The sequence below is a fragment of the Flagellimonas sp. 389 genome (assembly GCF_018449435.1).
In the GTDB taxonomy this organism is placed as follows: Bacteria; Bacteroidota; Bacteroidia; order Flavobacteriales; family Flavobacteriaceae; genus Flagellimonas.
In genome coordinates this window covers 62,124-88,553 of record NZ_JAHCMU010000019.1, presented here as the reverse complement: position 1 = coordinate 88,553, position 26,430 = coordinate 62,124, and the positions used below count along the sequence as shown (strand labels likewise).

Below are 26,430 nucleotides of genomic sequence, written 5' to 3'. Positions count from 1 at the left end.
GTGTCGATGCGTAAATTAACAAACTGAGCAAATTAAGCTTTGTTTGAACTTCAATACACTCATTTTATATGCTTTCTTATTTTCAGTCTATGAAAACGTCGAACAGATGTTAAAGGTGACCTTTCAGGATTAATTCATAAAATATTTATAGTAATCAATTGTTTTTTCAAAAAATCGATATAAGTCAGATTATACCGCAATAATTTGAAGCATAATACGTTAATATAAAGTTAAATAACCTTAAAAAATAGCTTGCAAATTATTTTTCATGCCCGAGGCGTTTTCAGTATCCCAAATTATCCTGAATGAAGTGTTTACAATTTTTTACAGTTGCTTTTCTTATTGCTTTCGGCTTTGCGCTTGCACAAGATAAATCCTTGGATCAATACTTGGCAGAAGCTCCACTTTTTAATGAAGAAGAACTTAACCAAAAACTGTTAGGACTTCGTAAGGATTTTTACAATGCCAACTATGAGAATATAATTGAAGAGGCACCACAACTTATTCAAAATGCCATTCTAATAAATTCCCCAAGAATAGAACAAAGGTTGACATCCGTTTTAGGAAACTCCTTCATTCAGTTTGATGAGCATGAAAACGCTTATGACTTGTTCTCCAAGTCTTTAAAGCGCGCTGCCGCGAAAAAAGATACATTCAGTATAATAAGTACATATATCAATCTTGGAAACACTTTTATTTTTAAAGACCCTGAAAAGGCAATTCAGTACTTTAAAAAGGGCACTTACTATATCAAACCTAACAAGAATGGAGAAGATGAATCTGGCTTTAACGATATAGCAAGTTTTATATTGTACAACAATCTTGCAGAGCTTTACGTTGGAATAAAATCTCCTAAACAGGCACAACGTTATCTAAAAAAATCACAACAGTTGTTGTCGCTACCTTCCTTGGCAAGCCAAGAGAATGAATACAGAGCTGCCGGATATTATATTCAAGGTGCCATCGATTTATTGGAAAAGCGTAACGAAGATGCAATTTCCAATGCGCAGAAAGCCCTATCCTTGGGCAAAGATTTGTTGGATGAAAATTATCTTATCAATATATACGAAATTCTTATTGATGTCTATGCCAATAGTGAAAAATATAAAGAGCTTAACACCATAAGAGTGCCTTACGATTCTCTAAAAAACAAGCGGTATGAAAAGGAAAAAATAAGACAACAACAGATAGCAAGCTCAAAATTTAACTTGGAAAACTACAAACAAGAACTGAGAGAAACACAACTTGCCAATGAGCTTTCGGAACATAAAGCCTCAAAAAATAAGTTGCTTTTTATTTTTTCTGCAATTTTAGGGGGAGTACTTGTGCTGTTACTGGTTGTGTTACTATGGGCCCGCCATAAGCGAAATCACTTATTGGTGGATTTGAGGGAGAAAAACCAAAAGTATCTTGAAGCTAAGGACAAATCTGAAAAACTAGCACAAAGTAACACACGATTTCTTTCAACAATTAGTCATGAGTTGAGAACGCCACTTTATGGCATCATTGGATTATCTACTGTTTTAATGAACAATGATGAGCTGGAAAAATGTCATGAAGAAATTAAATCTTTGAAGTTTTCGGCAGATTATCTCCTTGCTTTGGTAAATGATGTATTGCACATTAATAAATTTGAATCTGAGGAAGGAAGAAAACTTCAAAATGAGGATTTTTCGTTATATAACTTGATTCAAGATATCGTTCAATCCTTTGAATTCAATAATCAAAAAAACAATAATTCGGTACATGTTGATATAGATTCACAAATTCCAAAAATGCTTTTTGGGGACAAAATGAAATTATCCCAGGTACTTATGAACCTAATTAGCAACGCGAGCAAGTTCACGCAAGATGGCAGTATTTCTATTACTGCAAAGCTGGACAAAAAGGATGATGATGCCGTAGCTGTGCTTTTTACCATCGCGGATACGGGATTGGGGATACCATTAGAAGAACAGGACAAAATTTTTGATGAGTTTGCCCAAGTGGAAAATCATAAAGGACAAGGTGGAACAGGTCTTGGTCTTCCAATTGTAAACAAATTATTGCAAATTTTAGACAGTAAGCTCTTTTTTAAAAGCTCGAAAGGGGATGGAACTACTTTTAGCTTTTCATTAAAAGTACTGGAGAGCGATATGAAAAGCATTCCTAAAACTCAAGAAAAAATAAATTCTAAAAGTCTAAAAAATAAATATGTGCTTATAGTAGATGACAATAAAATCAATCAATTGGTCACGCAAAAAGTACTCGCATTGTACAATATTCGATATGCCGTGGCAGGAGACGGGTTGGAAGCTATTGAAAAAGCTAAAAACGATACTTTTGATGCTATTTTAATGGATATCAACATGCCGGGGATGGATGGTTTTGATGCAAGTAAGGCAATCAGGAACTTTAACACTACTATCCCTATAATTGCGCTAACAGCCAATAGTAATGAAACTATGGAAGAAACCATATACGATTTTGGTATAGATGATACCGTTGCCAAACCATACGATACTGAAATACTATTAAAAACACTCTCTAAACATATTTACCCGGATGAGAAGTACCCTTTTGAAAATACTTTTCCTGACAACCGTAATAACTTTAAGCTAACAGTTTAAATTGTTTTTAAACCGTATCGGGAATATGAATCTCGAGATATTCCGAAATTTTAATGTTTAAAAAATCTTCCAGATCGGTCTTATTTAAGTAGAACTCTTTATTTTTTTCCATAAACTTTTTCAATTTTTTGTTTTTCTTCCAAAGTAACACCCTGCCGTTTAGGACATTTGCCCCCGAGTATACCAGCATATGACCTAGGAACAAATCTCTTTCTAAAGGCTGAACTTGCAAGGAGAATTGTGAATACGAGTTGTTCTTTTCGCTAAATTCTGATATCAAGTAGTTCTCGGTTCTGCTGATTCGACCAATTCCTCTAAAATTAGTGTTGTTGACCTTAAATTTTAATTCGCCCAGCTCGTTCAACACATCAAAAGAAATCGGAATCAAATAGTTGTTTTTGTCCAAATAGAACCCAAGATAATCACCTATCAAAAAGTTGACGATTTCAAGTCTGTTCAAAGAAACAGAAAGGTCTGAATCTTTATGAGGCAGAATGCCGTCTACCTCCATTCGTTGCGAATATAGATAATGATGAAAAATAGGATTTACGTCCTTATTTCTTACTTTTTGATTTTGTTCTTCGGCATCATTTACCTGTTCAAAGACCAATTTTCCAATAACGGGATTATTGCTTCGGTCAAAACCGCAATAGGCTCCCAACAATACAGGCTTTGTTTGCATGTTATTTCCGTAGAATATGTTAACAAAACACTCCTTGTTCAAGCTAGAGTTATCTTTGCTGAAATAAAAGGATAAAGCACTTTCGCCTGTTGGTACGCATTTTCCAAAATAGGTGTAAAACGTTGGTTCGTAATTCTTTTCCCAGTATAAAATCTCCCAAGATGCCGTTTTCATTTTATAGATGGTGAATTTGGATTTGATATAATACTGCCTGTCTTCTACATAATACCCAACATAATAGAGTGCTTCCGTATCCGTTGAGGTTTCATCAAAATTGCTCCCTTCCTCTTTTCGAATAGCTGCGCTTATAAAAGGGGAATTATTGAGATATTGGCCATAATTGTCATAACCCGCAGCAAGAATCAATAGAGATAAGTAATCCCTTCGTAGTTTTACATTTTTACTATTCCCACGTTCAACTTCCCGGATTTTGTTATACAAATATTTTCCATTGATCCATTGCCCTGTGATTTCCGTTATAAACCCTTTTAGGCTCGGACGCCCTTCATCGTAACTGCCAAAACCATATAGTTGAAACACGGTAAGCGTTTTTGTTTCTATGGAATAATATTTCGAAAAAACAGTTAAAAGTTCTTCATGAAGACTTAGCATAAAGCCTTTTGAAATTTGAATTCCTCTAACGTTCATTTGTTTAAAATCTATAACTCTCTCAAAATTAGCTATATTCCATTTAAATTCCTATTTTAAAAAATTAATATAAAAATAATAGGAATGATGGAATTAATGTTTGTGTATGTATAGGTTTGTTTCAACTAACTCAAAAACTTTAAAAATGAAGAATCTAATCTTATGCATACTATGCATTGTGTCCTTATCGGTTTGCGGACAAACAAAAAAAGATATTGGGGGCGAAGTTCTTGATGAGTCCGGCAACCCGCTTCCTGGCGCAACCATTCTGGAGGGCGGTAATACCGAGAATGGGGTCATTTCGGATTTCAATGGTGAATTTGTTATTTTGATCAGTGAGACGACACAAGAACTGACCGTATCTTATTTAGGGTTTGAAACAAAGACCGTAAGTATAGATAGCGATTACCTGAACATTCAACTGCAACCTACTCCTAACCAGTTGGAAAATGTTACTATTCAGGGATTTTCCTCCGTTGCCAGTAAGGCACGTGTTAGGACCCAAGCCATACAAAGTTTGCCAGAAACCACTGTGGCAATCAATGCTGAAACCATAGAGACTAGCGGAATAGACAATATACAAACATTTACGTCCCAAATTTCCAATGTTACCTTTAATCAAGCACAGCAACCCGGGGTGAATTTTTTAACGGTACGCGGTATTTCCCAAATAAGAAATGCAGAATCTCCTGTTGCGGTAGTAATTGACGGTATGACCTTACCAGACGCTAGCGCCATGAATATGACACTTTATGATACTGAACTGTTAGAGTTTGTAAAGGGGCCACAAGGTACCTTGTATGGGAAAAACGCAATTGCGGGTGCAATTAATATCGTTACTAAGGAACCTACCAATACCAACAAGACAAAGGTGATGACCAATGCAGGGAATGGTGGTTTATTGGGTGCAGGACTGTCTTCTTCGGGAGCCATTGTGAAGAATAAGCTTTATTATAGCGTAGCTGGAAATTATGAAACGTTCGATGGTCTAATTAACAATACGTTTTTGAATGAGACCGTTGACTTTTACGATGAATTCAACATAAGGGCAAAGCTTAAATATCGTTTCGGTCCAAGATGGTCAGCGACCTATGTTCAAGATAATTTTAGAGTGGATGCGGGCGGAAACTATTATGTGACAAAAACCGATATTTTTGATCCATCGATTCCAGTGCTTGCAGACGACGACAATTCAAGTGAGCCTTTTGGGGATGTACAAGGTGATTCCGAGTTGTCCAATTCATTAAGCAGCCTTAAAGTCGAAGGTAACCTTAAGAAAGCCAGATTTCAATCGGTAACCTCGTTCAATGCTACCAGAAGGTTTTATGTTGGTGAAAACGATTATTCACAGTACGCCTTTAGCAAAGTATCACAAGTTTCCGATTCGGATACTTTTAACCAAGAATTCCGATTAACTTCAAATGGTGGAGAAAACCAGTTGATAGATTACACTTTTGGTACGCTCTTCCAGAACAGTAAGCGTTACCTGAATACCTCTACTTTTTTAAACCGTACATATTATGAAGGTGGATTTGTGGATGCGTCTGCCGAAAATGCCGATTATAGTGATGAACCTTTAGTGGGTAATGATGATGACAACACCATTCAAACGCTAGCGGCATTTGCTTTTTTGGATTTTCATGTGTCTGACAAACTCACACTATCTGGAGGAATACGGGTCGATAACGATAAATTGACCAATGATTCCCGTATCACCAATACTTCTATAGAAAATGATATTACGGTGGTGCAACCTAAATTTTCGATAGCTTACGCTGCATCGGAAAAAGTTCTGGCATACGCCAATTACGGTCGTGGTTATCGTAGTGGAGGTTTTAATTCAGAACCAACGGTGAAATTTGATAAGGAATATGAGCCTGAATTCACTGATAATTTTGAAATAGGATTAAAAACAAGCTTTTTAAACGATAGGATTATCTTTAACAATGCCTTTTATTATATCAATTTCAGCAACCAACAACAATACACGTTTATCCCATTGACACCTTCAATTTTGGGTATCTATAATTTTGAAGAAGCAAAGATTTCCGGTTTTGAATCTGAATTAAAATTTAGGGCGACCAACAACCTTGACTTTTTTGCAAGTCTGGGATTCAATGATGGGGAAATTAAAGAAGGCACTTATAACTTGCTTACCAATGCCGCTGCATTTGATTATGAGACAAATGAGGAGGTGGACGTCAGCGGAAACACATCCCCCTTTACCGTAAAAAGTACGTTCCAAATAGGAGTCAATGCAAATATTGATTTCAGCGAGAAATCTGGCGTAGCTTTGTTTGCCAATGCTGATAGCCGAGGTACATTATATTGGGACCCTTTAGAGGAATATAAACAAGACCCATACACACTTGTCAATGCGCGGGCAAAATTTCGCTTTAACAACATAGGGGTAACCATTTGGGCAAATAATATATTCGATACGCAATTCAATCAAGAGTTTTTCCCAACAGCAGAATTTGGCTTCAATAATTTAAGATTTCCGAATACACCTATTACAGTAGGGGTCGACTTGTCCTATAGTTTCTAAAAAAAACAGTAGAACACTAAATATAAGTACTACATGCCTAGGTTTAGGTATGAAGGTAGATTAACCTATTTCTAATTTTAAATCAAAAACATGAGCATAAACTGTAAAATAATACAATTTCATGAAACAGGAGAGTTAGATGTATTAGCTCTTGAGCATATAACCATGGAAGATCCTGTAAATGACGAAGTCTTGTTCAAGGTCGATGCTTTTGCCCTTAACAGGGCCGATGTACTCCATTACCAAGGCTTTCATACGACATTACCTGATTTTCCTTCACGAATTGGGTCAGAAGCAACAGGAGAAGTTGTTAAAGTTGGCGCCAATGTAACTGATTTTAAAGTTGGTGATAGGGTTACCTCCATACCGTTCAACACTGCAAAATATGGTGTGCAAGGAGAATATGCCGTTGTGCCACAAGATTATTTGACCAAGGCTCCAGAAAATTTAACCGTTGAAGAAGCTTGCTCCATTTGGATGCAATACTCTACAGCGTATTTTGCTTTATTTCATGTTGGCAATGTAAAGAAAGGGGATAATGTTTTTGTTCCCGCGATTTCAAGTTCAGCCGGCTATGGTTGCTTTGAATTGGCAAAAGATGCGGGAGCAACCGTCATAGGTTCTACCAGAACAAGTGTTAAACGGAAAGAACTTGAGGAACAGGGTATAGACCATCTTATCATATCAAATGAGGAGTCTGTCGAGAAAAGACTGTTGGAATTAACCGAAGGAGAAGGTGTCAGCTTTGTATATGATCCAATTGCCGGAAATTTTTGTAACGAATATTTAGATGCCCTATCAACAGGAGCAGTAGTTATTATTTATGGATTGTTAGACCCAAATCCAACACCATATCCATTGGTTCCGCTAATCAGAAAGAAAGCCGTGATGGATGCTTACTCCCAGTTCAACCATGTGGAAAACATTGATAAACTAAACGAATGTAAGACCTATGTCTTAGAAAGAATTGAAAAAGGAACTCTAAAACCCATCGTGAGTAAAGTTTTTGATTTTGAGGATTACAGAAAGGCTTATGAATATATGCTTTCGAATCAGCAGGTAGGAAAAATTGTGGTTAGGGTCACCAATAAATAACTAGCATTATGAGAGTCGCAACAGATATAGGAGGAACCTTTACCGATCTTGTGTTCTTTGATTATGACAGAACAACCAAAGAAGTTAAAAATGTTGAAGTATCCAAATCGAGTACAACTCCGGGAGAATTCGAAAAAGGAATCTTAAATACTATCAAAAAAATAGATTTAGATTTAAATACTATCGATTTTTTCGCCCATGGTACAACTGTAGTAATTAATGCCATAACAGAACGGAAAGGTTCTAAAACAGCGTTAATAACTACCGAAGGCTTTAGAGATGTTCTGGAAATTGCCAGAGGGACACGACCAGATTTGTACAATTTCAACTTTAAGAAAGAGGAACCATTTGTTGAACGATATTTGAGACAAGAGGTAAAGGAACGTATCAATTATCTTGGCGAGGTTATTACACCTCTTGATGAATCTGAAGTAGATAAGCATATCGACGAGTTTGTCAAAGAAAATGTTGAAGCTATTGCCATCTGTTTTTTGCATGGATATAAAAATCCAATTCACGAGAAGAAATTGGCTGCATATATACGCTCCAAATATCCTCAGTTCGAAGTTATAACCTCGCACGAAGTCACACGGGAATGGAGAGAATATGAACGTACAAGTTCCACAGTACTTTCTGCTTATGTAAAACCCATAGCGACTAAGTACTTGAACAATCTAACCCATCATTTACAAAAACTGGGGTATAAAAATAACCTTTATGTCATGCAGTCCAATGGCGGTATTACTACTGTTGAAGATGTAAAGACGAATCCGATTACTTTGATAGAGTCTGGGCCGGCAAGTGGTATGCTCGGAGCGGTTGTTTTGGGTAGGACTATCGGTAAAAAAAACTTGTTGGTATTAGACATTGGTGGTACAACGGCTAAATGTTCCTTAATCGAAAATGGTGTACCGAAAATAGTCACCACTTATAATATTGAAAGGACAAAAACACAGGCAGGATTCCCCATACTTACGCCCGTAATCGATATAGTTGAAATTGGCAATGGCGGGGGAAGTATTGCCTGGTTGGATGATGGAGGTAAAATGCGTGTCGGTCCAAAAAGTGCAGCTGCCAATCCGGGCCCTTCCTCTTATGGAAAAGGAGGTTCTGATTTCACGACAACGGATGCGAATGTCGTATGTAACAGAATACATAAAGATTATTTTCTAGGAGGTGAGTTAAAACCAGACTTTGATAGTTTAGAAAAAGCAGCGAAACCACTTTGTAAAGAGTTGAATATGACTTTAGGAGAAGTCGCTCGTGGAGTTATACGTGTGGCAAATTCCAACATGATAAACGCACTAAAAAGTGTATCCGTTAACAAGGGATATGACCCAAGGGATTTTTCACTTGTTGTTATAGGCGGAGGCGGCCCAATGCACGGAGTCTATCTGGCCGAAGAACTACAAATGCCAGAGGTAATTGTTCCATTAAATGCTGGAGTTTTTTCGGCATTTGGAATGCTAATGTCCGATTTGAGAAGGGATTATATCCGCACCGATGTGATGGATTTGAACGCTGATAATTTTTCAATAGTGAAGAATGTCTTTCAGGAAATGAAGAATGAAGCAATAGCGGCTTATGAGAGAGATGCTTACAATAAAGGAGATATCACATTTGAGTATTATTTAGACCTGCGCTATGCTGGTCAAGAACATTCGGTGAAACTAGGGTTGACTGATTTAGATGATTTGAAAATGGATGAAATCGAGAAGAGTTTTCATCAATTGCACAAGAAGAGATATGCCTTTAGCCTGACCGATACCAAAATTGAAATTGTCAACTATCACCTTGTCGCAGAAGTTATTGTGAACAAACCTGTCATTGCCAAAGTTGAATCAAAAAAGAGTTCGATCAAGGACGCTTTAATTGCTACCGAAAAAGTAGATTTTGACGAGTTGGGAATACATAAAAGCAGCTTTTTTGACCGAGAGAAGTTAGCCCCGGAAATGATTGTTTCTGGTCCAGCAATTATTATAGAACACTCCACATCAACGGTAGTTCCCCCAGATCATCAGTTTATAATTGATGAATATGCCAATATTGTAATCAGTAAAGTACACTAATTATGAGCCTAGACAAATTTACATCAGATATTATTCAAGATTCCTTAATCTCAATTGGTGAGGCCATGTTCGAGACCATTCAGCGAACCAGTATGAGCCCCATTATTTACGAAGCATTGGATTATGCTGTAGGAATTACAGATGGTGAAGGCCGATTATTGGCACAAGGTAACGGGGTAATTACATTTTTAGCGGCGATGAGTCTTGTGGTAGAAGAAACCTTAGAACGATTTGACAAAGACGATCCTTTGAAAGAGGGAGATGTTATTATGGCCAACACGCCCTATGCCGGAGGCGGAACACATTTATCGGACATCGCCCTGATCACCCCAATTTTCTATAAAGGAGAACGGGTGGCCTTTACGGTGAACAAAGCACATTGGACGGATATAGGTGGTACAAATCCTGGTTCGGTATCGACGGTGTCAACAGAAATCTACCAAGAGGGCATGCACTTTCCTTTTATTAAAGTGAAAGAAGAAGGTAGGCTTAACCAAGCTGTAATAAAGATGTTGGAAGCAAATGTTAGGCTTCCTAAAAGTACCTTGGGGGATTTATTTTCTGGTATTGCAGCAAATGACGTGGGAGCAGAAAGAATTATCAAGCTCATTGAAAAATATGGCTTGGAAGCTTATAAACAAGCGGCTGAAGAATTTATGGAATATGGGGAGCGCATAAGTTTAAAAGAGTTGCAAAAAATTCCAAATGGCGTCTATGAAAACACAGGATGGATAGAAAATGATGGTTTTGGTAATGGCCCTTTTCCGTTAAAATTGAAAATAACAATCTCCGATGAGGATATGACCTGTGATTTTACCGGGTCACACGAACAGCTAAAAGGTCCCTTGAATTTGTCAAGAACGGGGTTGGAAACTGCGGTAAGAGCAGCTTTTAAGGCCATAACAACCCCAACGTTACCCGCCAACAACGGGTCTTTCAAACACGTAAAACTAATTTGCCCAGAAAATACGATTGTGAGTGCCAAGTCACCTGCTCCAATATCCGTTTACTATGAAGTGTTTTTGGCAGCAATAGATTTACTGCTAAAAACATTGGGGCCTGTAGTCCCAGAAAAACTTCCGGCCGGTCATTTTAGGTCAGTCTGTGTGACTTATATTTCTGGAATCCACCCAGTAACCAATGAGTTTTATGTGCAGGCCGAACCGCTTTCAGGGGGTTGGGGCGGATGTGCTTTTCATGATGGAAATCGTGGACAGTTCTCTTACGCTCATGGCGAATCGTATAATATTCCTGCGGAAACAAGGGAACGAAAATATGGTGTGGTCGTAGAAGAGTATGCGTTCCATAACGAAGGTGGCGGATATGGAGAGTTTCAAGGTGGAAATGGACAATATCTAACATTCAAGGTATTGTCAGATGAAGCCTATTTAACAGGAGCATTTCTGGGATATTCTATTCCAACCTGGGGGCTCAACGAAGGTAAAGAAGGCAGTTACAATTATTTTACGGTCATACGAACAGATGGTATCGAAGAACAGTACAATATCGTGACCAACGTAAAGCTGAACAAAGGTGACAAGGTGAAATTGGTAACAGCTACAGGAGGTGGTTATGGGAATCCTGAAAATAGACCTTTAGAAAAAGTAAAGCGAGATTTAAAGAACGGATACATAACAAAGGAACAAGCGTTGGAATATTATAATTTTTCTTAGGGATATTAACTATTTGAACAAAAAATGGAAATAAAAAAACTTATTTTTCTTGAGGACGGTGATGGTTATTTGAAATATATCATCCAGAAGACAGAAAAAGGTGTGGCCATTCAATGTGGTTCGGTAATCTTGGAAAAAGGACAAGTACTTGCCTTTAAAACTTTGGACTTTCATGAAATATCTTATTTGGTATCGGGAAAATTGAAAGTATCAATCAAAGATGGCAGCGAGAAGATTATGAACGAGGGCGATTTGATTTACTTGAACAGAGAAGAAGTCCGAAAAACGGAAACATTGGAGGATAGTAAAATTCTGTTTTTTCTTTTCGATGCTACCCAAGACTAAGTTTAAGTTAATTGTTTTGAGTTGTTCGAAAAAAGCGAGGGTAGTCTTCGCTTTTTTCACTGCTATTAACTGAATATTGAATTGACAATATAATTTTTGACATGGAAAATAAATCAGACCATTCATCACAGAAAAGTGATTCTGCTTTTGCAGCTATACCCGAAAACGAACGTCAACCTTGGTATGTTCCTGCCATCATTTTTGGAGGACTTGAATTTTGTATTCCTGTTCTATTGATCGGTGGAATTTTAATAGGCAGTTTTAGCTTATTGGAAATTATTGGAATTCTACTAATAGGTCTCGTTTTCTTTCAATGGATAGGAAATGCTATACAAGGATATATTGGTGCTAAAACTGGGTTGACGTCATCAGCTTTAGCGGCGTTGAGTTTTGGAAAAGAACAATCTAGAATTGTAGTAGGGCTCGTTATCTTGGCTTTAACCTTAGGTTGGTGGGCCATACAGACTTCTGTAGCAGCGGATGCTTTTAATGCTTTGGTAGGTATCAATAAAGATGAGAACTTCTTTCTATATGTATTAAGTACTGCTTGCATCGGTTTTCTTTTTGCTATCCCTTCCATATTAGGGTATGCTTCTATTAAATGGGTAGATTATGTGGCTATTCCAGCTGGGCTATTATTAGTAACGGTCGCACTTTACCTCTCTATAAAAAACATAGGTTGGGAAACAATAACCACTTGGAATCCAGAAGGAAGTATGTCATTTATTGAGGCCATTAATCTAGTTATTGGTATTAACGTAGCCCAGTGGCTCATAGCTCCAGATTATACAAGATTTGCAAAGCCTACATGGCGTGATAATATTTTGATTCCGCTGGGTATCATAATCGTGGGTTTTCCATTATTTCTTGTCGGTGGTATCATGTCTATGGGGACCGGTAATTCCGATATTGTACAAGTAATGCAAGAACTGGGTTTTCCAGCTTGGGGCTTTGTAGTGCTTTGGGTTGCCACTTGGACAAGTCAATTGGTAAGTAACTATACTGGTGGACTGGTGCTGTGCAACATGTTCAATCTGCAAAATGACAGTAGTAGAAAGAGTATGACATTACTGTTTGCCTTGGTTGGAATTATCTTTGCATTATTGGGCATTATGGACCAATTTGTTAATTTTCTTTATACGCTTGCTCTAATAATACCTGTGATAGCCGGGGTTATTATGGCTCATTTCTTTTTTGTAAGCAAAACCATTTTTACAACAAGCCAATCTTGGAATTGGTTGGCAACGATAAGTATAATCCTAGGATTATTGATCGGTTACTTTACCCAATATGTGTACCCCATAGGTATACCCGCTGTTCTATCCTTGATTGCTTCAGGATTACTATATCTTCTTTTAAATAATCTATGGAATACCAAGATAGATGAATAAACTATTTGACAATACTGAAATCGCTTTGGCGCTAAAATCAGATTCAGAACTGGATAGAGCCCTTTTTTTATTCGAATTGATAAAGAAAGAACCCTTGGTGAAAATAGGGGCAGCCGTTACAAAATATGCACTAAAGGCCAACTTGCCCATAGAAAGATTGATTCGTTCCACGGTATTCGACCATTTTTGTGGCGGTATCAATGAGGAGGATTGCCTTAGGATCATAAAAAGAATGCACACCAAAAATGTACATGCCGTTTTGGATTACTCGGTGGAGGGGAAAGAAGAAGACGAACAATTTGATTTTGCAGTACAAAAAACGCTGAAGACCTTAGGGTACGCTAAAGAAAATAAGGCCATACCCTTTGTGGTATTTAAACCTTCTGGTTTTGGAAGATTTAAAATCTATCAAAAATTGAGCGAAGGAAATCCCTTGAGTGATTTGGAGAAGGCTGAATGGATAACAATCCAAGAACGTTTCAGTAAGGTATGTGGTAAAGCGTTTGAGTATGGCGTTCCTGTTCTTATTGATGCCGAAGAGAGTTGGATGCAAGATGCTGCGGATAGGCTTGTGGAGGAGATGATGGAAAAATATAATAAAGAGGAAGTAATTATTTTCAATACGCTACAGGCTTATCGTTGGGATAGATTGGATTATTTGAAACAACTACATTACAAAGCTAAAAAAAAGGGGTTCAAAATCGGTATGAAATTGGTTCGAGGCGCTTATATGGAAAAAGAACGGGAAAGAGCTTCAGCCAATGGATATAAAGATCCTATATGCATCGATAAAAATGCAACGGACACATTGTATAACAAGGCGCTAAAATACATTTTGAACAATTTAAACGACATATCAATTTTTGCAGGTACCCATAATGAGGAAAGTTCATATATGATTATGGATAAAATGAAGAAAGAAGGAATGCCTGAAAATGATAAAAGAATTTGGTTTGGTCAACTATACGGTATGAGTGATCATATTAGCTATAACTTATCTAAAAAAGGATATAATGTGGCAAAGTATCTTCCCTTTGGACCCGTGCGGGATGTAATGCCCTATTTAATCCGAAGGGCTGAGGAAAACACATCGGTAGCTGGGCAAACTTCTAGGGAGCTTTATTTGATCAAACAGGAGAAGAAGAGAAGGAGATCAAGGAAAACTAATCAATAGTTTTTCACAACTGTACATTTTAAGGCTTTTTGTTTTTCGAACTAATTTCAATGTTTGGTCGTACTATTCATTTGTTGTATTGACACGCATATCTTTCACGTTTAGTTTTTCATTCATGATGTATTGAAACTAAAAAATGAATATGTTTTTTTTGGATATCTTAGAGCATGTAGCATTGGCAATTTGTTTTCTAAATAACTAACTTTATCCAACTAAGCATACAAAAAGAGATTTCCTATGCTTAGATCACTTGATACCAAAGAAGATATAACCCCTGTCATTTTAGGTATTTCATAAAAACTATACCTAATGCCTTTTAATTACTATGGTTAATGAAACATACAGAACATGCCAAACGTGTGGTACGGTAAATTTGAATAGGGATTATTGTCAAGAATGTGGAGAGTTGATCAATCTAATCCTTAAGAGAAAGCTGCTTCGAGAAAAAAAAGAAAGCGATAAACTCATTTTAGAGAAAACTAAAAAAAAGAATGGCATTACAATGTTCTTTGAGCGGGCGAAAGAGCATGAAAATTTGTTTATAAGATATACAGCATTATTCTTTTACTCTATTTGGGTCATTGTTCTCGCTATCGGTTCTTTTTTGGCTTTTTTGTTTGGTTATATAGCTGCTTAGTTGTCATATACAATTAATTAATGATTCACGTTTTACAGATTAAATGGAGTTTATAAAGAAGTACTATTTTCCTTTCTTCTTGCTACTTGCATCCCTGGTTTACACTTCGCAGCTATTGGGCATTCATCTCCCTAAACTTGTGAATAATCATTTGAATGATTTCTTGTGCATTCCCTTGGTGCTCAAAATAGCACTATATGCTGTTCGTTACATTAAATCCGATAGTAAGCTACAAATCCCCTTAGTTCTTCAATTTTGCATAACAGTTTTGTATTGCATATACTTTGAAGTTTTACTCCCTAAAGTGGATGACAGGTATACGGGTGATTCATTGGATTTAGTAGCATATTTTCTTGGTTTACTAGTATTTGGTTATATGGAACGACGACATGGTTGGGAATTTCAGAATGGCAATAAAATGACAAGGCGCACATAAATTTTAAACTGGAGACCTAAAAAAAGATTGGGCTATCTGGTATATCCTTTGATTACGATTAGCGTTTTGCAAGCTCTCACAGTAATCATTTGAAAACTTTTATCCTGGTGTTTAAAGCCCCGAAGCTTTATTTAGGCGCAAAGAAAATTCCCGCTATTCTGCATACTTTGATGGAAATTGGACAGTAGATGTTTTTCCATTAGGGCAATTTGAATAATCTTTTCGAACATTTCAACGGTGTATGGTTTTGGAAGAAAGCCAAGACGTCCCAAATTGCTTGCTTTTTGTGAAAAATCATGGATTGTAGAGCTTGAAATCGACATAGTACTGCTTTTTAGCTCACTAATTAATCGAACCCCAGAAAGTCCGGGCATTTCTATATCTGTTAGTACAAGGTCGGTTCCAAAAAGCTTGATATGCTCCAATGCTATAACTGGACAAGTAAAGCTTAAAGGTCGTGAAAGTTCTGGGTGGTTATTTGCCATTCTCATGGCGATATTGCACCATATAAGAGAGTCATCTACAATGACAACATCTAGTTGTTTTTTCATAGCTATTATCGAGGTACTGGAAAAAACGAACTTGGAGAAACTAGTAATGTCATCCTTCTATATACTACTAGAAAAATCTTTAAAATGCTTTATTATCAAACATATCTCTTTGATTAGGTGAACAAATGTCTGATAAATTATAGTATCATTTTACTCAATAAGATGGTCTTCATTTTTAAAAAGATGATTCAATTGATTCTTGCCGAAAGGTATATTACATGGTTTTCTAATTAGGCACCTTAGAAGTGCAATGCCTAACTAAACCATTATGAGTATAAAGAATGTGCTGCCCTAAAAGAATAAGTGATCTTCAAAAAATAAAATAATCTTTAAATTATTCGGCAACAGGGCAAATTCTAATTTTTATGGTTTGCCATTCATGAATTAACAAACTCATCTAAATAATCTTGCTGTTTATTTTGATTTCAACTACTTTGGTAATAAGGTTTCATGGGTTATGGTCATGATTTTCTGTAATTTATGAGTTGTAACCTCCCAAGTCCCCAACGTTTTAAGAACGTATCGTAACGGTAACGGAATATAAATAGGTCCAACTGTTGTTGAAATGACAGAAAGGGAATTACATAGAGAGCAGTTACTCGTAAAGAAACTCTCACAAGGTGATGAAAAAGCTTTCAGGGAACTTTTTGATAGCTACAGAAATCAGTTGTATAAGTTCAGCCTTGGTATGCTTTCTTCAGAGGCCTATGCAAAAGAAATAGTCCAAGAGGTTTTTTTGAAAGTATGGATAAAACGGGAAAGCTTAAATCCAGAACTTTCTTTTAAATCCTATCTTTTTACGATTACCAGAAATAAAAATATCAAGTTTCTAAAGAAAGCGGCAAATAACCTTAAGCTTCGGGAAGAAATATTCTATAAAAGCCAGAAATTCGCCAATACAACGGAAAAATATATGCGCGAAGCAGACTTAGAAGTTTTAAAGGAAAAAGCTTTGGATCAGCTTCCACCCAAAAGACGTGTAATTTTTGAAATGTCGCGAAACGAAGGCAAAAGTTATGAAGCTATTGGTCAAGAACTCGGTATTTCTACAAGCACGGTCAAGAGTCAAATGAGCAAAGCATTGGAAACACTTCGCAATTTTATCCTTGAAAACAAGGATATGAATGTTGGTTTGACAATTATCAGCCTTTGTTATCTATAAGATTTTTTCTTTTCTCAAGAATATATTCCAATAAGTATTTGATAATCAATATTTTATGATTTTTATTGATTTTTTTTCAAAGAAAATTCAATAGTAAGTAGTACTCTTTCCCAGCTCAAGGGTATTATAGATGTACACTCATAGTAAAATTGATGGAATCGGTTAAATTAAAACAACTTTTTGAAAAATACCTTAAAAGGGAATGTAATAAGGAAGAGATTCAGCAAATCGTAACGTATTTTAGAAGCTCAAAAGATTTGTCCGACGTTCCAACTATCGATGCTGTTTCCGAATTGTTGGAAAGATTCCCTGATATCGATAGGGCTGAAGCCGACCAAATGTATCTGGAAATACTTCAATCCGGACAAAAAAGAAAGCATGTATTTACTTTTGGAAAAGTGGCTAGCATAGCTGCTATTTTTGTTGGATTGTTAGCCATAGGCTTTCTTTATCTAAGAGGAGATTTTACATCAGATAATAAATTCAATCTTATTCCCGCTGATGAAGCTATAACATTGCAATTGGATAATGGAAATGTAGAAATCATCAAAAATGACGGTAGTGTCCAAGTCGTCGATCCAAAGGGTAATATAGTAGGACAGCAGTCTGGCAATCAATTGGTCTATTCAGATAAAGTTGTTTTGGAGGAATTGGTATATAATACCTTGACCGTTCCTTATGGAAAGCGATTTGATTTGGTTCTTTCCGATGGCACTAAGATTACTTTGAATTCAGGCACATCCTTAAAATACCCTATAAAATTTTTGCCAAACCATAAAAGGGAGGTCTTTCTTAATGGCGAAGCTTTTTTTGACGTTGAAGAAGACAAGGAGCATCCGTTTGTGGTAAATGCCAATGAATTGGATGTAACTGTACTGGGAACACAGTTTGTTGTTTCGTTGTATGAAGAAGATAAGACAACCGCAGTGGTTTTAGTAGAAGGTTCTGTCGATTTATCCAAAGGTACGGATACTGATACAACAAGGTTGACTCCAGGAACGAGAGGTGTTCTAGATGAAAGAACAGGACTAGTAAGTAAAACTAATGTGAATATCAGTTTTTATACGGCTTGGATGCAAGGAGTTTTAGTATTCAGAAACGAGACATTTGAGAACATCTCGAAAAAACTGGAACGTGTCTACAATGTTTCCATAATAAGCGAGAATCCGGATTTTGACAAAGAAGTTTTTAATGCCAGTTTTGATAATGAGACCATAGAGGATATCCTCAGCTATTTTAAGGATAGCTACAACATGAATTATATCATAGAAAACAACACAATCTATATAAAATAGTGCCAATGAAATAAAACCAAAACGCTAAAACAAACTCAAGATATTTTTTTAACAGGTAGGATAGAAATAAAAAACCGGAAAATGTTGCAGCATTTCCCGGCATGTATTAAGCGATTATTTCTATTCGAAATAACCAAAATTAACACTCAAAAATATGAAAAAACTTCAATTGAGAGGACGGCACCATCCGCCTACTTTCAAATTTGACTTAAAGATGAAACTGACCTCACTATTTCTTTTGACCATGGTGTTTTGTATGAACGCCAACGATAGTTATGCACAGAGGACCAGAATAACCCTAGATGTAAACAATATTACCATTGCTCAAGTTTTGGACGAAATTGAAAATTCTACAGAGTTCAAATTCATTTATAGCATCAAAAATGTTGACTTGGAGCGTAAAGTATCCATCAAGGTAGAACAGTTAAGAATTCATAATATACTTCGTTCACTTTTTGACCAGACCAGGACATCATATAAGATAAGGGGGAGACAAGTGATTTTGACCAAAGTTGAACCTATTTCAGCCGAAGAAACTAAAGTTGCCGAAGAAGAAATGCCTCAAAGGACGCTAAAGGTAGAAGGGCAGGTTTTAGATAATTTGGGAGTCCCGTTACCAGGTGTATCCATCGTAGAAAAGGGAACTGCCAATGGGGTGGCTTCTGATTTTGACGGAAATTTTCAGTTCAACGTAGAAGAGGGAGCAACCTTGGTTTTTACATCCATTGGGTTTCTTAGCAAAGAATTACCAGCGCAAGCCTCATTCATGAGTGTAACCCTTAAAGAAAGTACTAGCGAATTGGATGAGGTTGTGGTAGTAGCACAAGGTATTGCAAAATCAAGAAAAGCTTTGGGATATGCGTTATCTAAAGTAGATACCGATGAAACAGATGCACGCCCAGAGGCCGATGTGGCCAGAACGTTACAGGGTAAAATATCTGGGGTTCGAATTTTTCCTACCGATGGTAGTAGTGGAGCCACTGCAAATATAAGGGTTAGGGGTAATTTGTCCCTTAACCAAGGTAATGGCGCACTCATAGTAGTCGATAATGTGGTGTTTTCGGGCAACCTTATCGATATTGACCCAAATTCCATTGCAGATATTACTATTCTTAAAGGTTTGAATGCCTCGGTTTTATATGGTAGTCAAGGTCGAAATGGTGTTATCCTTATTGAAACAAAGACGGGTAGTGCAAAAGTTGGGAAGAAAAGCTTTACCGCTAATATCACCCAAACATCCTATACGAACACCGTTGCTAACCTACCAGATTTCCAGAATACGTTTGGGGCAGGAAACAATGGAGTTACCGATGCAAGTACCATAGGAAATTTTGGCAGCAATGGTGCACGCTTTGATGCTATTGATTTTGTACCACATCCCCTAGCTAATGATTCCCGTTTTCCAGAATTCGCAGGTGTCGAAGTTCCTTTCGAAGCGGCTCCGAATAATGTACGTGACTTTTTTAATACGGGTATAGGTAGTGTAACTTCTTTGAATTTAACCGCTACAGGAGAAAAAACTTCGTTGAATTTCTCTTTAGGATATACAGATGAAGGAGGGATACTTGGTAATAATGATTTTAATAGATTCAATATTAGCGTAGGCGGGACTTCTCAACTAACCGATAAATTAAAGTTATCCGCGTCTTTATCGTTTAGCTCCAGAAAAAGAAATTCTTACACTGCTATTGATGATGATGATGATGATGGCTCGGATATTCTATCCAACCTTTACATCATACCCAGAAATTTGGACATTCAGAATTTACCCTTTCAAGATCCTGTCGATGGCAGCAATGTGTACTATAGGACCGATAGCGAAAATCCAAGATGGACAATAAATAATACAGGTCGAGAGGATATTATTCGCAGGGTAAACGGAACTGTAAATCTAAACTATCAATTGGGAAAACACCATAGTTTGACCTACAGGGGAGGGCTTCAAGTTGAAACTTTCAATCGTTTGGATTTCAGAAATCGCGGCGGATTAGGTGATGAAGCATCATTAGGTTCCTTGGACCTAACGGCCAATGCGGAATTTGATGTTGACAACACATTGATTTTTGGGTCTAATTATCAACTTTCGGATAAACTGAGTTTTGAATCGCAATTGGGTGTTAATTCAAGATATGAGACCTTCAGATCTTTAGACTCTGAATATACCAATCAAATAGTATACGGATTTTTACGCCCTAATAATTTTAGAACACCGGGAGAAGGGGATTATGATGAAAATAAGGACAATCTTCTAGGTGTTTTTGGTCAGTTTGAATTTGATTATAACAGATATCTTTATTTAAATTTGTCCGGAAGGTTGGATAAGGGCTCAACAGTGGAACAAGATAACCAAAACCTATTCTATCCTGGGATTTCCATATCCTTTATACCAACTTCTGCCTTTGATTTTTCGAATAGTTTTGTCAATTATTTAAAGATAAGGGGGGCTTATGCCACTTCATCAGGATTTCCAGATAGATTTAATACAAGGCAGAGTCTGTCTTCGGATCCGAGAGAGTTTAGTGATATCAATGGCAACCTCATAGTAACTAACTCTCTGTTCAATAGATTTGCTAGTCCAAATTTGAAACCAGAACTCCACCGGGAGTTTGAACTAGGGCTCGAAGGTAACTTTTTTGATAATGCGGTAACACTACAGGCATCTGTGTTTTCAAGGATTTCAGATAACCAAATATTTGAAACGGGTATTGCCCCAGCAACAGGTTTCACAAGAACTATAATCAACGCTGGTAGAGTAGATACTGAAGGTCTGGAACTGGACTTGGGTGTGAAACTGTTCAGAGGGTCTGATTTCAACTGGGATATAAGAAATACATTTACAACTTTTGAATCTGTTGTAGTTGATTTACCGGGAGATATTACGAGAAGGATTGATGAGGATGCAGGGGAGTTTTTAATTGAAGGAGAAGAACTGGGTGTTTTTACAGGAAGTTATGTAGTTCGTGATTCAGAGGGAAATGCTCTCGTAAATCCAGCTACGGGAGTGCTTATCATTAACGATGATGTGGGCTTGCAGGATGAAATCATAGGAAACGTAAGACCAGATTTTAGAGCTACTTCCATACATACATTTCGATACAAAAACTTCACCTTGTCAACACAGTTGGAATATACCCATGGCGGCGATGAGGAATCTTCGTTGTTTGAAATTCTTTTGGAACGTGGTGTGACCACCGATACGGAAAACAGGGAAGGTAGTTTTGTAATACCTGGGGTCTTTGGCGATATATCAACTGGAAGGCCATTGCTGGACGCCAATGGCAATACCATACCAAACAATATTCAGGTTACTGGTAACAACGCTGTATTTTCTAACTTCTACGAAGCCGATGAAAACAATACTTTTGATGCTTCTGTATTTAGGATTCGTGAGGTAGCTTTATCATACAATCTTAATAGAAAGACATTCAAAAACTTACCATTTTCAAGTGTTGACTTTAGGTTAAGTGGTAGAAATGTATTCTTCCATGCACCCAATTTTCCAGCTGGAATCAATTACGATCCGGAAACTAGCGGCTTGTCAACACCTACAACAAAAAGATATGCGTTAACGGTGTCCGTTAACTTCTAATAAAAATCAAATAAGATGAAAAAAATAACAATACTAACAAGCATTTTTGTTGTAGTGCTGTTCGCTTCATGTGAGCTGGGTGCTTTCGATGAAAGCTTTCAGGAAAATCCAAATTTGCTGACACCAGACCAAGCAAATCCAAATTTTTTATTAAACAATGTACAGAAAGAAACGGCAGATTTAATTCAAAGTTTAAACCGAACTACGGACGAAGTGATGCGCTACACTTATCTGAACGAAAGCTACACAGATGTAGCTGGACCAACGGTCTTGAATGGTGAGTACACAGAATATTTTGCCTATTCACAGGATGCAATCATTATAGAGAATTTAGCGGAAGGAAATGATGATTTATTGTTTCACAGGGGGATGTCAATGGTGTTGACCTCTTTCTCAACAATAATGATGGTGGATTATTTAGGGGATATCCCTTTCTCCGAAGCCAATAGGCCAGATGAAGGTATCCTTAATCCCAAGCCAGAAGATGATGAGGTTATCTACAATACGGTACTAGAGCAGTTGGATACAGCTATTGATGATTTAAGTAATGCCACAATAGCACCTGTCAACGATTTGTTCTATGATGGTGACGCCGATAAATGGATTAAGCTGGCAAAATCACTACAATTAAAGATGTTGGTCAATATGGGAGATACCGCCAAAATCAACACTTTATTAGAAGAAAACGATTTAATTGCCCCAGAGGACGATTTTCAATTTCAATATGGAACAAGTGCTGTAGATCCCAATAGTCGTCATCCAGACTTTAATGTGGGATATGAGCCAGGAGGGTTTGGATCATTTTTAGGCAATGATTTTCTTAATTTGTTGCTTAACGATAAAAGTAGTCCAGATCCAAGGATTCGATACTATGTTTACCGTCAGAGCGATGCAGACCCCTCAAATGACCTATTGGGTTGTGTGGGGGCAAGCAATTTTGATTTTTGTTATTTGGGCAATTCATATTATGGCAGAGATCACGGCGATACCAGATCAAGGTCTACCGATGCAATTTTTAGGGCAACCTATGGTCTATATCCCGTAGGCGGTACATTTGATGAGGACAATCCAGGTGATCCAGATTTTGCCATAGATACTCAAAATCAACTTGGAGCAGGGATCTTACCCATATTGTTATCCTCATTTGTGGATTTTTTAAGGGCCGAAGCTGCGTTGACTCTAGGCACAAATGATGATGCAACACTACTATTGGAGTCGGGGATACGAAAATCAATGGATAAGGTATTGAATTTTGCCGGTGGCGTAGCAACAAGCTCTGATTTTGCCGCTACCCAAGAACAAGTAGATGCTTATGTGGCCGAGGTATTGGGCGCATTTGTTATAGCCGATGATAACGGAAAGCTAAACATTATTTTAAAAGAATATTACTTGGCGTCTTACGGGAATTCGACAGAATCCTATAACGGCTATAGGCGCACAGGTTTGCCAAATATTTTCAATTCACCGATTTTCGATAGCAATACTCCTTTTCCAAGGTCGTTTTCGGTACCCGAAGATGCTATAAACAATAACAATCAACTAAGTCAGCGTTCCATTACGACCCAGGTTTTTTGGGATACGAATCCAGCTGGTTTTATCAAATAACAAAACAATGTACACAATGAAAAAAATATATGTATTACTGTTATTGGTATTTGGAATATCCTGTAACGATACCAGCGATGTGCTAGGTGAAAATTTTACAAGAGGCGGATTAGTAGTATGGGAAACCGTTCCAAGTGCATTCACGCTTGATTTTTTAGCTATAGAAACTACCGAATTTTCTCATGGAATCGAAGATCCCAATAACAATATTATTTCCTATGAATTGTCTATGAGCTATGAAGATGTAACCATTGATAAGTTTATCACAATAACAACTTTTCCCAGCGACTTGGTTATAAAGGGAAGCGATATTTTAACAGCTTTGAACCTAACTCCTGAAGAGTTTGATATAACAATACCTTTGGAATTTGTTGCCACAGTGACCACTACTGATGGAGTATTTAGCGGGGTTCCTACGGATTTCGATTCCAGTACCAATACAAACAATGGAGGCGAAGCAGGTCCTCAATTATTTGATAATCCGGCTTTCAACCAAGCGATAACTTTTTCCTTAAAATTTATTTTCCCACCGCCACCCAATATTGGTGGAACTTTTTTTGAAGAGCCTTTTGGTTCCGCAAGCGATTATGAAAGGGCCGACCCCATTGCAGAAGGAGAACTTTTCAATAACCCGGGACAGCCTTCGGTACAACATACAGCAGCAGGTCCAATAGGTGAAAATGAAATTGGGTTTAGAACTTTTTTCTCAAATCCTGATTTTAGTGTGAGCAGTCCAGGGTTTGATGATGAAAACATTGGTGTGACCACGGACGGTTCTCTGGTAGGAGGTTTTTTTGACGGAGGTCAGCAAGCGTATAGGCTAGAAGATACCGATGGTGTACTGACCATTCTCTTTGATCGGTTTGTGATAGACCCAAACGTTCACCCTCAAACCGGTATACGAATACAGTTTTTCCCCGGAGATACCAGTTGGGAAGACGATGATTTTTTGACGATTACTGCGGAGGTGGAGCAAGGTGGCATGAGTGAGATCATAACACTTATTGACATTATAGGTGATGATGACCCTGAGGGCGATGATATTGAAACGGCATATATGGGACAATGGAATGTAGCCACCACCGAGCTTTTTGAGGGGGTCACTGCATATACCTTAAAAATAGATGCAAAAACAGGAGCTAATTCTGAGTTCATCTATTTTGATGAGATGCTAATTTATCTTCCGGAATAGACAAACTCTTTAAAAAATAAAAATGAAAACACAATATAAATTAATAAGGGTATTAGCAATTGCCTTTTCGGTTTTACTAGTTGTTCTGAGTATTGAATCTTGCGAAGATGAGGACTTTAAGGTGATTCCCGATGCAGAGATAGAACAGACTATTTTCAGTATTGCGCCGGCTAGAGCTGATGTAGGCGCAACTGTTTTAATAAAGGGTACGGATTTTAGCCCGGTCCCCGTGAACAATAAAGTTAGTTTTAATGAAGTTTCCGCAACGGTAACTGCTGCAACGGATACATTACTTACGGTAACAGTTCCCGAGGGAGCTACCACAGGTCCTATTTCTGTTTCAAAAGCAAAGTTTACTATCGAAGGACCGGTTTTTACGGTATTTCCAGCTCCTTCTATTTCAGAATTGAGTGTTACCGGGGCAGCAGTAGGAGAAACAATAACCATTAAAGGGTTAAACTTTGGGGCCACGGTTGAAGAGAATATAGTGAGGTTTAACAGTATAGAAGCAGAAATTGTCAACGCTTCCGCAACAGAACTTGAAGTGAAAATACCTGCAGGCGCAACAACTGGACCACTAACTATTGAAGTACAGGAACAAACGGCTACTTTGGAAATCTTTACGATAACACCGGTAATTCTTTCTTTTGAACCTATAAAAGGTGTAGCAGGTGAAGAAATAACCCTAATGGGAACTAATTTTAGTCGCGTAGCTGTAAACAATAATGTCACCTTCAATGGTGTACTTGCGGAAGTGGTTTCGGCCTCAACGACAAGTTTAACGGTAATTGTTCCTCCAGAGGCCAATTCTGGAAAAATAGCAGTTGAAATAGAACAATTGTTGGCCCTTAGCGAAACAGATTTTGCCACGGTGCCCACGATAGCATCTTTTTCACCTGAAACCGCAGCTCCTGAATCCGAAGTGATTATTAATGGCGCTAACTTTAGTCCTATTCTAGATGAAAATATTGTTCGCTTTAATGGAACTGTTGCTGAGGTAACAGAAAGTGCGGAAACGTCTCTAACGGTCTTAGTGCCTGATGGCTCTGAGATAGGTCCAATAACCGTAGAAGTCGATGGTGAAGTAGGGGCTAGCACTATTGATTTTATTGTTGACAATAGTATTGTTACAATAACCATAGCTATTAATAATGAAAACGACGATGTTGAAGAAGCAGAGGACGGAAGAATGCTACTAACCAGTGGTGATTTGGAATTAGGGGAATTTGACACATTTACAGACGGCGGAGACCCTGTTGGTCTTCAAAAAATTGGACTTCGCTTCAATAATGTAGATATACCAGATGGCGTAACAATCGAATCTGCAAGTATAATTTTTGTGGCAGACCAAACTGAAGGAGCAGACCCTACTGAAATGACGATTTTTGGAGAGAATATCGGAAATGCTGTAGCGTACACTGAAGATATAAATAATCTATCGAATCGACCTTTAACCACAGCCAATGCAGTATGGAATATTCCAGAATGGATAGGTTCCGACACCCCTATTGAAGATACAACTACAGTTGACATTTCCACTATCATTAGTGAAATTATTGCAAGAGTTGATTGGGCACAAGGCAATAGTATGAACTTCATTTTTGAAGCTACAGGTGTATCCGCTGGAGCTATACAAAATGATGTGGGACGTGAGGCTGAAACCTATGATGCTGATAATCCAGAGGAAGGTGCGCAACTTATCATTACCTATCGAATTAATTAAAAACCT

The 26,430-nt window shown here is 37.5% G+C and carries 18 protein-coding genes; 16 read left to right on the top strand and 2 right to left on the bottom strand.

Going from position 1 to position 26,430, the window contains the following annotated elements:
- The first annotated feature begins 305 nt into the window (after positions 1–305).
- Positions 306–2,609, top strand: a complete 2,304-nt coding sequence (locus tag KIM67_RS16095) for a response regulator (protein ID WP_213832578.1) — start codon at positions 306–308, stop codon at positions 2,607–2,609.
- A 7-nt stretch (positions 2,610–2,616) separates the two neighbouring features.
- On the opposite strand, the gene KIM67_RS16090 is transcribed toward KIM67_RS16095, so the two are convergent.
- Positions 2,617–3,939, bottom strand: a complete 1,323-nt coding sequence (locus KIM67_RS16090) for a hypothetical protein (protein WP_213832577.1) — start codon at positions 3,937–3,939, stop codon at positions 2,617–2,619.
- A gap of 145 nt (positions 3,940–4,084) precedes the next feature.
- Here KIM67_RS16090 and KIM67_RS16085 point away from each other — a divergent pair, with 145 nt between their 5' ends.
- The 9 genes from KIM67_RS16085 (at position 4,085) to KIM67_RS16045 (ending at position 15,307) form a co-directional block, all read left to right on the top strand.
- Positions 4,085–6,487 (top strand): TonB-dependent receptor domain-containing protein, encoded by a 2,403-nt coding sequence (locus KIM67_RS16085; RefSeq protein ID WP_213832576.1) that lies wholly within the window; start codon positions 4,085–4,087, stop codon positions 6,485–6,487.
- Between the two features lie 90 nt (positions 6,488–6,577).
- Positions 6,578–7,582, top strand: a complete 1,005-nt coding sequence (locus KIM67_RS16080; protein ID WP_213832575.1) for a zinc-dependent alcohol dehydrogenase family protein — start codon at positions 6,578–6,580, stop codon at positions 7,580–7,582.
- A gap of 8 nt (positions 7,583–7,590) precedes the next feature.
- Entirely contained in the window at positions 7,591–9,651 is a 2,061-nt protein-coding gene (locus KIM67_RS16075) for a hydantoinase/oxoprolinase family protein (RefSeq protein WP_213832574.1), read from the top strand.
- A gap of 2 nt (positions 9,652–9,653) precedes the next feature.
- Positions 9,654–11,324, top strand: a complete 1,671-nt coding sequence (locus KIM67_RS16070) for a hydantoinase B/oxoprolinase family protein (protein ID WP_213832573.1) — start codon at positions 9,654–9,656, stop codon at positions 11,322–11,324.
- Between the two features lie 24 nt (positions 11,325–11,348).
- Positions 11,349–11,669, top strand: a complete 321-nt coding sequence (locus tag KIM67_RS16065; RefSeq protein ID WP_213832572.1) for a cupin domain-containing protein — start codon at positions 11,349–11,351, stop codon at positions 11,667–11,669.
- 101 nt (positions 11,670–11,770) lie between these two features.
- On the top strand, positions 11,771–13,060 hold the full coding sequence (locus tag KIM67_RS16060; protein ID WP_213832571.1) for a cytosine permease: 1,290 nt from the start codon (positions 11,771–11,773) through the stop codon (positions 13,058–13,060).
- Positions 13,053–14,234: a proline dehydrogenase family protein gene (locus KIM67_RS16055; protein WP_213832570.1), complete on the top strand. Its 1,182-nt coding sequence runs from the start codon at positions 13,053–13,055 to the stop codon at positions 14,232–14,234. Before KIM67_RS16060 ends, KIM67_RS16055 begins: the two co-directional genes overlap by 8 nt.
- 406 nt (positions 14,235–14,640) lie before the next feature.
- The gene (locus KIM67_RS16050; RefSeq protein WP_213832569.1) at positions 14,641–14,871 is read left to right on the top strand and encodes a hypothetical protein; all 231 of its coding nucleotides are present in this window, start codon (positions 14,641–14,643) and stop codon (positions 14,869–14,871) included.
- Between the two features lie 43 nt (positions 14,872–14,914).
- Positions 14,915–15,307 carry a hypothetical protein gene (locus KIM67_RS16045; protein WP_213832568.1) on the top strand — a complete coding sequence of 131 codons (393 nt, stop codon included), beginning with the start codon at positions 14,915–14,917 and terminating at the stop codon, positions 15,305–15,307.
- A 131-nt stretch (positions 15,308–15,438) separates the two neighbouring features.
- On the opposite strand, the gene KIM67_RS16040 is transcribed toward KIM67_RS16045, so the two are convergent.
- Positions 15,439–15,858 carry a response regulator gene (locus tag KIM67_RS16040; RefSeq protein ID WP_213832567.1) on the bottom strand — a complete coding sequence of 140 codons (420 nt, stop codon included), beginning with the start codon at positions 15,856–15,858 and terminating at the stop codon, positions 15,439–15,441.
- Positions 15,859–16,423: 565 nt separating this feature from the next.
- Here KIM67_RS16040 and KIM67_RS16035 point away from each other — a divergent pair.
- The 6 genes from KIM67_RS16035 (at position 16,424) to KIM67_RS16010 (ending at position 26,424) form a co-directional block, all read left to right on the top strand.
- Complete coding sequence (locus KIM67_RS16035; RefSeq protein ID WP_213832566.1) at positions 16,424–17,020, top strand: RNA polymerase sigma factor; 597 nt, start codon at positions 16,424–16,426, stop codon at positions 17,018–17,020.
- A 152-nt stretch (positions 17,021–17,172) separates the two neighbouring features.
- Complete coding sequence (locus tag KIM67_RS16030; RefSeq protein ID WP_213832565.1) at positions 17,173–18,315, top strand: FecR family protein; 1,143 nt, start codon at positions 17,173–17,175, stop codon at positions 18,313–18,315.
- A 154-nt stretch (positions 18,316–18,469) separates the two neighbouring features.
- The gene (locus KIM67_RS16025; protein WP_213832564.1) at positions 18,470–21,904 is read left to right on the top strand and encodes a SusC/RagA family TonB-linked outer membrane protein; all 3,435 of its coding nucleotides are present in this window, start codon (positions 18,470–18,472) and stop codon (positions 21,902–21,904) included.
- A gap of 15 nt (positions 21,905–21,919) precedes the next feature.
- Positions 21,920–23,509: a SusD/RagB family nutrient-binding outer membrane lipoprotein gene (locus tag KIM67_RS16020; protein WP_213832563.1), complete on the top strand. Its 1,590-nt coding sequence runs from the start codon at positions 21,920–21,922 to the stop codon at positions 23,507–23,509.
- Between the two features lie 16 nt (positions 23,510–23,525).
- A complete protein-coding gene (locus tag KIM67_RS16015) occupies positions 23,526–24,701 on the top strand; it encodes a hypothetical protein (RefSeq protein WP_213832562.1) in 1,176 nt (391 codons plus the stop codon).
- A 22-nt stretch (positions 24,702–24,723) separates the two neighbouring features.
- On the top strand, positions 24,724–26,424 hold the full coding sequence (locus KIM67_RS16010; protein WP_213832561.1) for an IPT/TIG domain-containing protein: 1,701 nt from the start codon (positions 24,724–24,726) through the stop codon (positions 26,422–26,424).
- The last annotated feature ends 6 nt before the right edge of the window (positions 26,425–26,430 follow it).

What these genes read in the sequence shown, in the direction of transcription:
- KIM67_RS16095 (WP_213832578.1), top strand. Translation starts at nt 306, where the DNA reads ATGAAGTGTTTACAATTTTTTACAGTTGCTTTTCTTATTGCTTTCGGC.
- KIM67_RS16090 (WP_213832577.1), bottom strand. Translation starts at nt 3,939, where the DNA reads ATGAACGTTAGAGGAATTCAAATTTCAAAAGGCTTTATGCTAAGTCTT.
- KIM67_RS16085 (WP_213832576.1), top strand. Translation starts at nt 4,085, where the DNA reads ATGAAGAATCTAATCTTATGCATACTATGCATTGTGTCCTTATCGGTT.
- KIM67_RS16080 (WP_213832575.1), top strand. Translation starts at nt 6,578, where the DNA reads ATGAGCATAAACTGTAAAATAATACAATTTCATGAAACAGGAGAGTTA.
- KIM67_RS16075 (WP_213832574.1), top strand. Translation starts at nt 7,591, where the DNA reads ATGAGAGTCGCAACAGATATAGGAGGAACCTTTACCGATCTTGTGTTC.
- KIM67_RS16070 (WP_213832573.1), top strand. Translation starts at nt 9,654, where the DNA reads ATGAGCCTAGACAAATTTACATCAGATATTATTCAAGATTCCTTAATC.
- KIM67_RS16065 (WP_213832572.1), top strand. Translation starts at nt 11,349, where the DNA reads ATGGAAATAAAAAAACTTATTTTTCTTGAGGACGGTGATGGTTATTTG.
- KIM67_RS16060 (WP_213832571.1), top strand. Translation starts at nt 11,771, where the DNA reads ATGGAAAATAAATCAGACCATTCATCACAGAAAAGTGATTCTGCTTTT.
- KIM67_RS16055 (WP_213832570.1), top strand. Translation starts at nt 13,053, where the DNA reads ATGAATAAACTATTTGACAATACTGAAATCGCTTTGGCGCTAAAATCA.
- KIM67_RS16045 (WP_213832568.1), top strand. Translation starts at nt 14,915, where the DNA reads ATGGAGTTTATAAAGAAGTACTATTTTCCTTTCTTCTTGCTACTTGCA.
- KIM67_RS16040 (WP_213832567.1), bottom strand. Translation starts at nt 15,858, where the DNA reads ATGAAAAAACAACTAGATGTTGTCATTGTAGATGACTCTCTTATATGG.
- KIM67_RS16035 (WP_213832566.1), top strand. Translation starts at nt 16,424, where the DNA reads ATGACAGAAAGGGAATTACATAGAGAGCAGTTACTCGTAAAGAAACTC.
- KIM67_RS16030 (WP_213832565.1), top strand. Translation starts at nt 17,173, where the DNA reads ATGGAATCGGTTAAATTAAAACAACTTTTTGAAAAATACCTTAAAAGG.
- KIM67_RS16025 (WP_213832564.1), top strand. Translation starts at nt 18,470, where the DNA reads ATGAAAAAACTTCAATTGAGAGGACGGCACCATCCGCCTACTTTCAAA.
- KIM67_RS16020 (WP_213832563.1), top strand. Translation starts at nt 21,920, where the DNA reads ATGAAAAAAATAACAATACTAACAAGCATTTTTGTTGTAGTGCTGTTC.
- KIM67_RS16015 (WP_213832562.1), top strand. Translation starts at nt 23,526, where the DNA reads ATGAAAAAAATATATGTATTACTGTTATTGGTATTTGGAATATCCTGT.
- KIM67_RS16010 (WP_213832561.1), top strand. Translation starts at nt 24,724, where the DNA reads ATGAAAACACAATATAAATTAATAAGGGTATTAGCAATTGCCTTTTCG.